Raw genomic sequence first — 12,712 nt, 5'->3', positions numbered from 1 at the left:
AAATGCCATATTTGAGACTATGGTAAATGGTGGTGCCAATAGCGTTGTTGCTGCTCACGCTCACAACGCACCAACATAGGGCCATCACTGTGCCAAGTTGACGCACCACAACGGGCGCTCTGCACCACGAGTACCCCTCGTGCGTCATAACGTGCCAGTACCTCAGGCCGTGGATGACCAAATCGGTTGCGGTAACCCGACTGCACCACCGCCACCTGAGGCTGCACCACGCTCAAAAACTCAGCCGTCGAGGAGGTGGCACTGCCGTGATGTGGCACCAACAACCAGTCAGCTTGCAAACTTGAGGCTTGCTGGATCAACCGCATCTCCTGCGGCGCTTCAATATCCCCCACCAACAACGCAGAAGAACCGCTCGCGCTTTGCACACGCAACACACAACTCATGGCGTTGGGTTTGGCACGACGGGCATAGTCCTCTGGGTCCGGGTGCAAAACTTCAAACTGCACGTCATCCCAACGCCAATGCTGGCCACGCTCGCAGCGTTCCATAGGGTAAAGGGCTTGTAGGGGGTGACTTTCAGGCATAGACGTCCAGACCCGAGCCTGTGGCTGCATGGCCAACACAGACATCGCGCCACCGCTGTGATCGCTGTCTTGATGGCTGATGATCACCGCATCCAAGCGCTCCCCCAAGCTGCGCAACAGTGGCACCAACACACGCTGTCCGGCATCGGTTTCAGCCGAATAGCGCGGGCCGGTGTCGTACAACAAAGCGTGTGACGCTGTACGCAGCAGCACCGCATGGCCCTGCCCCATGTCTGCTGCAATCAACTCGAACGTACCTGGCTCAGGGCGAGGGGCTTGCCAAAACAACAGGGGTAACACCAAAGACACGCCCCCTAAGCGCATCCACCCCGGCAAACGCAGCGCCCACAGCCCCATGCCCAGCATGGCTGCCATCGCCACCCACCCAGGTGCCGCAGGAGCAGACCAGGTGGCCCAAGACCAAGCGGCCATCCAGCTCAGGCAAGCCATCAAGACTTGCAAAAACCAAACCGCCAGCGACCACAACGGGGCATACAGCAAGCCCAACAAACACAAAGGCGTCACCGCCAACGTCACCCAAGGTACAGCCACCAAGTTGGCCAACCAACCGACCACTGACACCTGATGAAACAGCAACAAGCTCAACGGAGCCAAGCAAACACTCATCAACCATTGTTCGCGCAGCACACCCAACACCCGTTGCCAAACACGCTGCCTCAGCGTTTCTGTCTCAACCCACGCTGGACTGCCAGAGGCAAACAGTACGCCCACGGCCACAAAACTCAACCAAAAACCAGCTTGCATCATGGCCCAAGGGTCCAACGCCAGCACCACCACACAGACCACGCCCCAAGTGTGCGGCCACGGCCAACGACGCCCCTGCCAGCGCAACAGGCTCACCGTCACCAGCATCCACACCGTGCGTTGCGCAGGAACACCCCAACCAGTAAAGAGCGCATAAGTCAACGCAACAGCACACCCAAAAAGATGCGCCGCCTGTGGCGCGGGCAACCACAAGCTCCAGGGCTGGCTCGGTGACCATCGGTCACTATGCCGCCACAACACCCCCATGAACAAGGCCGCCATCCATGCCAAGCCCGTGATGTGCAAGCCAGAAATTGCCATCAAATGCGCCACGCCTGTGGCACGAAACACATCCCAATCGGCCCGTTCAATGGCCGCTTGATCGCCCACCAACAGCGCAGCAACAAGGCCTGCCATCTGTCGGTCACTGACCTGGGCATCGATCGACTCGCGCACCCCTTGTCGCGCACGCTCAATCCAATGTCTCTGCGTGCGGCCCAACCATTCAGGCGCGTTGTCTTTGTTGCCTGTGCGCACATAGCCTGTAGCTTGGAGGCTTTGTTCCCACAGCCATAACTCGTAGTCAAAGCCATGCGGGTTGATGTGCCCATGGGGTGCTTTGAGTCGCACATCAAAACGCCAACGGTCACCGGCACGTAAATCAGGCGGTGGTTGCGTCGTGCCTGCGGTTGCTATGCCCCAGGTGTTGTTGCCATACCAACCCAACAACAACCGCGGTGGCACCCCCACGGGTCCGTCTTCCACATCGAAGCGAAAACGCCAGCTGTCCCCCAGGCGCTGAGGCATGGCGGACACCACCCCCACCAGCGACAGCGTGCGCCCCTCCAAGTCTGGGGCCAGTGTTTGTTGCAGGTGGTGGGCTGCACGCCAACCCGATTGACCAAACGCCAACGCCAACGCGCCCACACAAAGCGCGCCTGCCAGCCAATGCCTCCGAGACGCTTGGGCAGAAGGCTTGATTCCTAAACAGGCGCACCAGAGCAGCAGCCCAGCCACACAGCAGCGGGCGTAACACCACCAGGCCATGAGGTCGCGTTCCTGTAATTGCCAAGCCGTGCCGACAAACCAACCCACGCAAAAGGGAGAAAGAAAAGAAAACACAGAGTGGACCTTGGGGCATCAAGGTCTCGTAATCTAGCCAAGACATAAGGGCGCAGTGCAAGGCGCGCTTACAAACTCACCTGCCTGCTCAAAAGCTTGTTCTCTGGCCCCAAGCATGCGGCGTAGCAGTACTTGCGGCAAGTCTCAAGCCGCAGGCTTAGCGCTACAAATTTCTTTTTTCAATGCGGCCAAATAGGTGTTGGGGCGAATCGGTGCTTCGCGCAAGCGAAACTCAGGCGCATCCTCTGCCGCGACCTCTTTGCCCTTGCCCATGGGTTTTTCGAAATAGCTCACCGACAAGCGCACCACCATGTCGGTTTTACAAAACATGCGCCAACGTGTCATCACCGACTTGTAGCTCTCGCCGTTGGACGTCTTTTCGCCCTTGGGAAAGTCCACCAAAGTCCAGGCGTAACGCGACACATGGACCGGCATCACCGCATCCTTGTCGAAGTAATAGGCCACGTCTTCGTCTTTGGCAATTTCGCTCCACTCAGCAAAGGCAGTGTTCGAGCCACACAGCCCGAGAACCCAAACAGATAAAGCAGCAATGAGATGGAATGTACGCATGTCTCCCGTATCGGCGGCTACACAAAAAGCTTGAGCGCACCAGCATGACGCAGCCTGCTTGGCGCATGTTTTGCTTTAATGGAGGTATGTCTATCCATGCTGCACTCCACCACGTCACCCATTACAGCTATGACAGGCTGGTAGAACTGGGCCCACAAGTCATCCGTTTGCGACCTGCCCCGCATTGCCGCAGCCATGTGGTGTCGTACTCGCTCAAAGTAGAGCCCGCACACTTCATCAACTGGCAACAAGACCCCTTTGCCAATTACCAGGCGCGCTTGGTTTTTCATGAAAAGACCACGGAATTCAAGGTCACCGTCGACTTGGTGGTTGAAATGGCGGTCTACAACCCGTTTGACTTCTTCCTTGAGCCCACCGCCGAAAAATTTCCTTTCAGCTACGACAAAGCCACGTCCCTGGAGCTGGCCCCCTACTTGGACAAGCTCCCCCTGACACCTCAATTTCAGGCCTACTGCCAGTCGGTTGACATGGAAGCGCTCCAACGCGACCCCATTCGCACCATCGACTTCTTGGTTCAGATCAACCAAAAACTGCACCAAGACGTCGACTACCTGATCCGCATGGAACCCGGCGTGCAAACGCCTGAAGAAACCCTCACCCTGGGCAGCGGCTCATGCCGTGACAGTGCTTGGCTGATGGTGCAGCTGTTGCGCCAATGCGGCTTGGCGGCCCGCTTTGTATCGGGGTACTTGATTCAGCTGGTGCCCGACGTCAAGTCACTCGATGGCCCCAGCGGCACCGAAGTCGACTTCACCGACTTACACGCTTGGTGCGAGGTCTACCTGCCCGGTGCTGGCTGGATTGGCTTAGACCCCACCTCCGGCCTGTTTGCGGGAGAAGGACACATTCCCTTGGCCTGCACGCCCCAACCTTCCAGTGCTGCGCCCATTGAAGGCTTGGTGGATGAAGCCGAGGTTGAGTTCAGCCATGAAATGACAGTCACTCGGGTGCTTGAGTCCCCCCGTGTGACCAAACCCTACACAGAAGACCAGTGGATGGAAGTGCTGGCCCTGGGTGACGAAGTGGACCGCCGCCTCACCGAGGGTGATGTGCGCCTGACCATGGGTGGCGAACCCACCTTTGTGGCCGTTAATGACCGTGACGCACCGGAATGGAATACCGACGCCCTGGGGCCCACCAAACGTGCATTTGCCACCGAATTGGTGCACAAGCTGCGCGACGAATACGGCCAAGGTGGCTTTCTGCACTTTGGCCAAGGCAAGTGGTACCCCGGCGAGCAGTTGCCTCGCTGGGCACTGGGCATTTACTGGCGCGCTGACGGGCAGCCTTGCTGGCACAACCCCGACTTGTTTGCCGACGAACGCGTGCCCAGCCACTACACCAGCGAAGACGCTGAAAAATTCACCCACACCTTGGCCCGCAAACTAGGGCTGGACGGTCAACACATCACCCCCGGTTTTGAAGACACCTGGTACTACCTCTGGCGCGAACGCCGCCTGCCCGGCAACGTCGATCCGTTTGACTCGCGTCTAGAAGACGAGATGGAGCGTGCCCGACTGCACCGAGTCTTTACCCAAGGACTCAAACAAGTCGTGGGCTATGTGCTCCCCCTCAAAGCCAACGAACCTGAGCTGCCTGGCCCGCGCTGGAGCAGTGGCTCTTGGTTCTTGCGCGACGAGCGCATGTACCTGGTGCCAGGTGACTCTCCCATGGGCTATCGACTGCCGCTGGACTCATTGCCTTGGGTCACCGCAGCCGACTACCCTTATCCCATCACGCAAGACCACTACGCCGAGCGTCAACCACTGCCGCATGCTGCGGCCTTGAAAGCACAGTACGCGCACCACGCCCGCTTCACCCACTACAACGCCCACGTGACGGGTGGCGGCTTTGCCGAGGGCGGCACCGTGGCATTGGGTGCCAACCACTATGCCGAGAACTTGGTTGCTGTCAAAGGCATGGCCCCTGCCGGCAGTGGCAAAGCCCCCCCTGTGCAAGGCACCATTGACCCCAACACTCCACCCACCAAATTTCAGTCGGCAGCGTGGATCACCCGCACCGCCATCTGCGTCGAAGTCCGCGACCCGGCTCGGGCCAACGGCCCCAACGTCGAATTGGCAGGCAAGGCAGGCAGCGCAGCGCAGAGCTTGATGTATGTCTTCATGCCGCCCTTGACGCGGTTGGAAGATTACTTGGAACTCCTCAGCGCTATCGAGGCCACCGCCCAAGAACTCAATATGCGCATCGTGCTGGAGGGCTATGGCCCACCGCGCGATCCACGCCTGAAAGTTTTGGCCGTCACACCCGACCCCGGCGTGATCGAGGTCAACATCCACCCGGCCCACAACTGGCAAGAAATCGTGGAGCACACCGAGTTCTTGTACCAAGCCTCTTTCGAGTCGCGTCTGTCTGCCGAAAAATTCATGACCGATGGCCGCCACACCGGCACAGGCGGCGGCAATCACGTGGTTATGGGGGGTGCCACGCCAGCTGACAGTCCGTTCTTGCGCAAACCCGAACTGCTGGCCAGTTTGATTTTGTATTGGCACAACCACCCGTCCCTGAGCTATTTGTTCAGCGGCATGTTCATTGGCCCCACCAGCCAGGCACCCCGCGTGGACGAAGCGCGCAACGACCAAATTTACGAACTCGAAATTGCGTTGACCGAAATCCGCAACAACCGCGCCAAATACGGCGTCGACTTGCCACCCTGGTTGGTCGACCGCAGCTTGCGCAATTTGCTGATTGACGTCACGGGCAACACCCACCGCTCAGAGTTTTGCATCGACAAGCTCTACTCACCCGACTCGTCCACCGGACGCTTGGGCTTGCTGGAGTTGCGTGCCTTTGAGATGCCCCCCCATGCCCGCATGAGCGTGGTGCAGCAGTTGCTGCTGCGCGCCCTGGTGGCTCGTTTTTGGGAGCAACCCTACGAAGCTCCGGCCACACGCTGGGGCACCGAGCTACACGACCGCTTCTTGCTGCCTCACTTTGTCAAAGCCGACTTTGACGATGTGCTCACCGAGCTGGGCGACACCGGGTTTCATTTCGACCCGGCGTGGTTTGCACCCCACTTTGAGTTCCGCTTCCCACGTGCGGGGGGGCTCAACACCTTGGGCATCTCCTTGACCCTGCGCAACGCCTTGGAACCTTGGCACGTCATGGGCGAAGAGGGGTCGAGCGGCGGCACTGTGCGCTATGTGGACTCGTCTCTTGAACGCATCGAAGTGCACGTCACCGGTTTGAACCCCAGCCGCCACACCGTCACCGTCAATGGCCGCGCCCTGCCCCTGCAACCCACCGGTACCGTGGGCGAATACGTGGCCGGTGTGCGCTACCGCGCATGGGCTCCGTCATCGGCCTTGCACCCGACCATTGGTGTGCATGTGCCACTGATTTTTGACATCGTGGACACCTGGATGAAACGGTCCGTGGGAGGTTGCCAATACCACGTGGCTCACCCAGGTGGGCTCAGTTACGAGACCTTGCCTGTCAATGCCAACGAGGCCGAAAGCCGTCGCCTGTCGCGCTTCTTCCCGCTTGGACACACACCCGGCAAACTCGACATTGGCCCTGCCACCGTGGGTGTCGCTGCCAGCAAAGAGTTTCCGTTCACGCTGGACTTGCGCCGATGAGCCTGCGCCGGTGAGACAATGTGTCCACTGTGGAGACACCCCAAACGCAAACCGCCAAGCCCTCACCCCCAACAGCCTTGGCTGATGTGGTGAGCGCTTTGTCACACCACGCAGACCAGGGGCACTTCGACGAGCTGCTGGGCACGAGCAGTCAATCTGTCCAAGAACCCGCGCCCCCTGTCTCGCAAACGCAAACCCCAACGTCATCCCTGGCCCACGCAGCGGGGCAATTTCAGTCGCAGTCGCAGTCGCAGTCGCAATCGCAGTCCCAGTCACTCAGCCCTCTCCTTGGTCGAGGTATCAGCACCCCTGCGGCCACCCTGCCTCAGCCCTCTCAAGCATTGGCAGCACCCTGGCGAACATTCTTCGACCACTTGGGGCAAGTCGGCCTAGACGACCTCGACCGACGCACGCAAACGCTGGCCCGCCAGGTGCGCGACAACGGCATCACTTACAACGTTTACGCCAACCAAGGCGGTCCTCAGCGGCCATGGGCCGTTGACCTGTTCCCACTCATCCTCACGCCACAAAGCTGGCAGCAGATTGACACCGGTGTTCAGCAACGCGCACGCCTGTTGGAGCGTGTGATGGCCGACGTGTACGGCCCGCAGCAACTGATTCGCCAAGCCATGATCCCGCCCGCTCTGGTGCAAGGTCACCCCGGCTATTTGCGCGCCATGCATGGCATCCAACCGGTCGGTGGCACGCACCTGCACATTGCCGCGTTTGACTTGGCGCGCGGGCCCGACGGTCAATGGGCCGTGGTGTCGCAGCGCACGCAAGCGCCTTCGGGGCTGGGCTATTTGCTGGAAAACCGCTTGCTCATTTCACGCCAATTTCCGCAAGCGTTTGAAACCATGAACGTGCAGCGCTTAGCGGCCACGTACCGGGTGTGGATCGAGTCCCTCAAGCAACACAGTCCCGCAGGTGCCCAAGCCCATGTGGCACTGCTCACCCCCGGGCCTTACAACGAAACCTATTTCGAACATGCCTACCTGGCGCGCTACTTGGGCCTGACCTTGGTCGAAGGCAGTGACTTGACCGTGCGCGACGAGCGCTTGTACCTGCGCACCTTGCGTGGCTTAGAGCCCGTGCATGTGTTGCTCAAACGCCTGGACGACGAATTTTTAGATCCGCTCGAATTGCGTGCCGACTCCACCTTGGGCATTCCGGGTTTGCTACAGGCCGTGCGTGCAGGCCATGTGGTCGTGGCCAACACACCCGGCTCAGCCTTCTTGGAGTCACCCGCGCTGATGGGCTTTTTGCCCGCCTTGAGCCAAACCCTGCTCGGCGAAACCCTGCAACTGCCGGCCTTGGACACCTGGTGGTGCGGCGAACGCGCTGCCTTGTCGTCGGTGCTGCCGCAACTCGACCAAATGGTCATCAAGCCCACCTACCCTGGGTCTGAGAGTCATGGCAGTTTTGACGCGACCCTGGGGCGCTCACTCACCGAATCTCAGCGTGACGAATGGGTGGGCCGCATCACGCGCCAGCCGGATCGTCACACCCTGCAAGCGTATGTGCCCCTGTCGCAAATGCCGACTTGGAAAAACGCACAAGAGGGCATCGTCGCCCGCTCGGTCATGCTGCGCGTCTTTGCGCTGCGCAGCGGCCCCGACAGCTGGCGTGTCTTGCCCGGTGGTTTGGCGCGCATTGCGGCACCGCATGCCGAAATTGCGTCCATGCAGCGCGGGGGCAGCAGTGCGGATGTCTGGGTACAAACCGATGCCGATGTGGATCGCAGTACCTTGCTGGTCAAGAGCACCAGCTCCGTGAACTTCACGCATCGGCCACGCGTGGTCACCAGCCGCGCCGCAGAAAACCTGTATTGGTTAGGCCGCTACACCGAGCGCAGTGAGAACATGGTGCGCTTGGTGCGCTTGTGCCTGGAAGCATTGAACGGTGAAGACCCCACCTCACGCAGTCTGTGGTCCTGGTTGCATCTGCTCACCCAGCGTCAGGGCTTGATCCCTGTGGGCGTTCCGTCCGCCCCCACCGGCACCGCCGACGACGCCAGTGCATCAACACCCAACATGGCCACACGGCGGCGCGTTTTCGAACGCACCTTGATCGCCTGCCTGGACCAAGACGAACACACCACCAGCGTGGGTTACAACTTGCGCGCTGTGCATCAAGCCGCGTCCTCGCTGCGTGAACGCTTGTCCCCCGAACACTGGAATGCCATCGTGCATTGCGTCGAACAATTCAGTGCCGACTGCAAACACACCCTGTCTCGGCCCGAGTTTTCAGCCATCCAGGCCTTGCAGGCGCTCGAAGCCGCCAGCGCCACGCTGGCCGCCATCACAGGTGCACAAACCGACCGCATGACACGCGACGATGGTTGGCAGCTGCTCAGTATCGGCAGGCACGTAGAGCGCTTGGGCTTCTTGGCCGCGGCCCTTGATTTGGCGGTTGAGGTGGGCGCTTTTGATCTGCCCAAAGAAGACACGGCCACGGGCCCCTTGCTCAGCACCACCCTAGACAACAGCTCACACTTCACCGCGTTGCTGGCTTTGTTTGACAGCACCATCACCTTCCAATCCCAGTACCAGCAAAGCCGTGAACTCGCGCCCTTGGTCGAGCTGTTGATGCAAGACAACGACAACCCACGTTCCCTCGCTTGGGTGACACGCTCACTGCGTGCGCGCTTGTCCAAATTGGCCGGCACGCCCATGGGGCAACCCGATGCCTTGGCACGGCTGGTCCCCGACGTGCAACACACCGAGCTCGACGCGTTGTGTGAACGCGATGCACAAGGTGAGTTGCCTCAACTTCGCGCCTGCTTGTTGGGTTGCGTGCAAGCTGCCTGGCAAGTGTCTGATGCCATCTCAGGGCAGTACTTCAGCCACACCCAAGACAGCGACAGTGTGGGAGCTTGACCATGTTTTTGCACGTCCTACACACCACCACCTACCACTACGCACCGCAAGTAGAAACCGCCCAGCACATGGCGCATTTGTTGCCGCGCAACCTTCCCTCGCAAACGGTACGCAATGCGGCCTTGCAAATTGCGCCAGCGCCTGCCGCACGCAGCGATCACACCGATGTGTTTGGCAACCTGCGCAGCTTCTTTTCATTGCCCGTGGCACACAGCACACTGCACATGGAAGCCAGCAGCTTGGTGCAAACCCACGCCACACCGTTTGACTTGAACCAAGTGGCACAAACGCCCAGCTGGGAAAAAGTGCGAGACCACTTTGTCTATCACGCAGGCGCAGCTTGGGTTGCTGCCAACGAATTTGTGTTCGCTTCGCCCTACGTCACCCCGCATGCCGAGTTCGCTGAATTTGCACGCGCCAGCTTCACCCCCCAGCGACCGGTGTTGGCTGCGGCCTGCGATTTGATGACGCGCATTCATCAAGAGTTTGAATACGCCAGCGCCAGCACCGACGTCAACACCCCCGCACGCGAAGCCTTGGCCAAGCGCCAGGGCGTCTGCCAAGACTTTGCGCACATTCTGCTGTGCTGCTTGCGCACCCAAGGCTTGGCTGCGCGTTATGTGAGCGGTTATTTGCTGACCGAGCCACCCGCAGGACAACCCCGCCTGATTGGCAGTGATGCCTCGCATGCCTGGGTGTCTGTCTATGTGCCCGATGTGGTGGATGACACACTGACCACCCAAGGCCAATGGTTTGACCTCGACCCCACCAACGACCGCTGGGGCTTGAACTCACCGGGCGAAGACTATGTCAGCCTGGCGTTCGGACGCGACTTTGGCGATGTCTCCCCCGTACGTGGCGTGATCCACGGTGGCGCCAGCCACACCCTGGAAGTGGGCGTCACCGTGTTCCCCATCGACGGTCTTGCCATCGAATCGGCCCCGCTGCTGTCTGAGCCTTCTAAAATTTCGACTTGAAATTTTTTTAGGACCACACCGTGAACATTTACGACCGCCTGCAAGCCCTCCACATCACCCTGCCCCCCGTGGCTGTGCCTGCGGCAGCCTATGTACCGTTTGTGCAAAGCGGCAACATGGTGTTCTTGAGCGGCCACATCGCCAAGCAAGACGGCAAAGCCTGGGTGGGCCAACTCGGTCGCAACATGACCACCGAACAAGCCAAAGCCGCCGCACGCGCAGTGGCCATCGACTTGCTGGGCACCTTGCACGCGGCCGTGGGTGACTTGAACAAAGTGCAACGCATTGTGAAAGTCATGAGCTTGGTCAACTCCACACCCGACTACACCGAACAACACCTGGTGACCAACGGTTGCAGCGAGCTGATTGGCGAAGTCTTTGGCGACAAAGGTGCCCACGCGCGCAGCGCATTTGGCGTGGCCCAACTGCCCATGGGTGCCTGCGTGGAAATTGAATTGATTGCTGAGCTGGCCTGAGGATGGTGCGTAGAGGCCGGCAGTCGCCTCATTTTTTAACGCTATAGTGCACATATCGAATTCGCTCACGAACTTGGTTTAACAAGTGGGTGGCTGGGATTTTTGATACCACCTGCATCGATCTGAGCTGGATGTATCAGCCAGGTTCTGCGGTCTACATTACCTTAGGCGTCATGATGAAGAATCGAGTCATACCTAGAAGGGAACTGTTGAAAGCCATCGGGCACACAACAGCAGTGCCAAGAAGCTCGTGGTCACACGACATGGGCGAGGTAATCATTTTCAACACTTGGAGTCATCTCTGGGAGCGAAATTCGCAAGGAGACCTTGTGAAGTACCCTCTCCGAACAAATGACGCGCATTACAACCACGTGAATTCCCATACCAGTCCTGGCCACATGAAGTGTCAAACTCATGTTGACTTGGTAATAAATGACAAGCGCACCCCGCAAGCAATATTGCCAGTTGCTAAAGGTCAGGCATCCAAGCATGGAGGCACCAAGGGCTGGCTCCCACTTGTTGTCGATGGGTATGTGAAGACGAACGCAAATGGGGAAACATGGTTGCACTCTGAAGCACTTACTCCAGTAGACAAAAACTTTGATTACCCCCTTTCTAGAAGATCTCTCAGAGAAGGCGCAGCCTTGATGGAGGGCGCACTGCACTCCGTAGTCACCTCAAAGTATGAACGCAATCCAGACGCACGCATTGCTTGCATGGAGCACTACGGGGCGATTTGCTTCGTCTGCAACTTCTCCTTCGAGGAGACCTACGGCCGTCTCGGTCGCGGCTTCATCCATGTTCATCATCTTGTGCCACTGTCGTCAATCAGCAGAGAGTATTTAGTCGATCCAATAAGGGATCTCCGTCCGGTATGCCCAAATTGCCATGCGATGCTTCATCGCAAAGACCCACCCTTGTCCACAAAGAAGATTGCACGGCTGATCTCCGAGCGCGTTAATTCCTAACCAGTCACTCAATCTGACTTGCTACGGCAGCTTAGCTCGTTAGGCGTCCAAACTGAACCCAGTGCAGTCACACGAGACCAATTGATGAGTAATCTAGAAAAAAGCTTTTGGAAACTCTTGTTTGAGGCAGCAAGGAAACAAATTCCGCCCCCACATTTTTTTCCTATTTCTGGCGTACTTTCAGCAATTGGCGTAGCGACATTTCTATCTAATTCGGCCCTATTTACTCCGCTGCAGCGTTTACTTGTCGAGGGCGAAGAAGTTCCGGCACTTGTTCTCTTTGGTGCGATAGTTACTCTAGCGATTGCGTATTTGATTGCGGCACTCTCAGAACTACTTTGGGCGCGGCAATACTGGAAGGAACTAATTCCGGCACCAGATATGTCTCAGCTTGTACTTCCCGTTTTTATTTCGGGAGCAATGGCCGTAATGGCATATCTGGTACCAAATATCAAAGCTTTCTCCCTTGCCTATTTGGTGTATTGCATGATGGACACATCTGGCTGCGTTCTATATCTACAGACAATAGGCCCTAGCCTCGAGAAAGCGCGCGCATCCGGCAAAGTGAAATATGCTTCAGCGGAATTCCAATCAGTTTTGACTTTTTACCGACATCGATGGTGGCTTCGACTGCATTTAGTAAAGTTACTTTTTGCCTTGATCGGTGTGAGCGTCCAGTTATCCCATATTGAAGTTAAATCTATTTGGCCAGACGATGGTGTCCACTTAAATTTGGTGGACACCTATGCATCCCAAAACTCTCATTCGCCGCACTCACTCACTTGAATTCAAG

Annotated in this window: 8 protein-coding genes; 6 read left to right on the top strand and 2 right to left on the bottom strand. The window is 58.3% G+C overall.

Annotation, left to right across the window (positions count from 1 at the left end):
* Positions 1-17: 17 nt before the first annotated feature.
* Positions 18-2,432: a DNA internalization-related competence protein ComEC/Rec2 gene (locus tag B9Z39_RS05155; RefSeq protein WP_233248921.1), complete on the bottom strand. Its 2,415-nt coding sequence runs from the start codon at positions 2,430-2,432 to the stop codon at positions 18-20.
* A 144-nt stretch (positions 2,433-2,576) separates the two neighbouring features.
* Positions 2,577-3,002, bottom strand: a complete 426-nt coding sequence (locus tag B9Z39_RS05150) for a surface-adhesin E family protein (RefSeq protein WP_108300960.1) — start codon at positions 3,000-3,002, stop codon at positions 2,577-2,579.
* An 86-nt stretch (positions 3,003-3,088) separates the two neighbouring features.
* Here B9Z39_RS05150 and B9Z39_RS05145 point away from each other — a divergent pair, with 86 nt between their 5' ends.
* The 6 genes from B9Z39_RS05145 to B9Z39_RS16870 all read left to right on the top strand — a co-directional run bounded on the left by B9Z39_RS05145 (position 3,089) and on the right by B9Z39_RS16870 (position 12,705).
* On the top strand, positions 3,089-6,619 hold the full coding sequence (locus B9Z39_RS05145; protein ID WP_108300959.1) for a DUF2126 domain-containing protein: 3,531 nt from the start codon (positions 3,089-3,091) through the stop codon (positions 6,617-6,619).
* 29 nt (positions 6,620-6,648) lie between these two features.
* Positions 6,649-9,498 carry a circularly permuted type 2 ATP-grasp protein gene (locus B9Z39_RS05140; protein ID WP_199221171.1) on the top strand — a complete coding sequence of 950 codons (2,850 nt, stop codon included), beginning with the start codon at positions 6,649-6,651 and terminating at the stop codon, positions 9,496-9,498.
* Between the two features lie 2 nt (positions 9,499-9,500).
* On the top strand, positions 9,501-10,475 hold the full coding sequence (locus B9Z39_RS05135) for a transglutaminase family protein (protein ID WP_100144637.1): 975 nt from the start codon (positions 9,501-9,503) through the stop codon (positions 10,473-10,475).
* A 20-nt stretch (positions 10,476-10,495) separates the two neighbouring features.
* Positions 10,496-10,951: a RidA family protein gene (locus B9Z39_RS05130; protein ID WP_108300957.1), complete on the top strand. Its 456-nt coding sequence runs from the start codon at positions 10,496-10,498 to the stop codon at positions 10,949-10,951.
* A gap of 329 nt (positions 10,952-11,280) precedes the next feature.
* Positions 11,281-11,919, top strand: a complete 639-nt coding sequence (locus B9Z39_RS05125; RefSeq protein ID WP_199221170.1) for an HNH endonuclease — start codon at positions 11,281-11,283, stop codon at positions 11,917-11,919.
* Between the two features lie 84 nt (positions 11,920-12,003).
* Positions 12,004-12,705 (top strand): hypothetical protein, encoded by a 702-nt coding sequence (locus tag B9Z39_RS16870; protein ID WP_146183283.1) that lies wholly within the window; start codon positions 12,004-12,006, stop codon positions 12,703-12,705.
* Positions 12,706-12,712 lie beyond the last annotated feature (7 nt).

Source organism: Limnohabitans sp. JirII-29, from assembly GCF_003063395.1.
Lineage (GTDB): Bacteria > Pseudomonadota > Gammaproteobacteria > Burkholderiales > Burkholderiaceae_C > Limnohabitans.
This window is presented reverse-complemented; position numbering and strand designations above follow the sequence as displayed.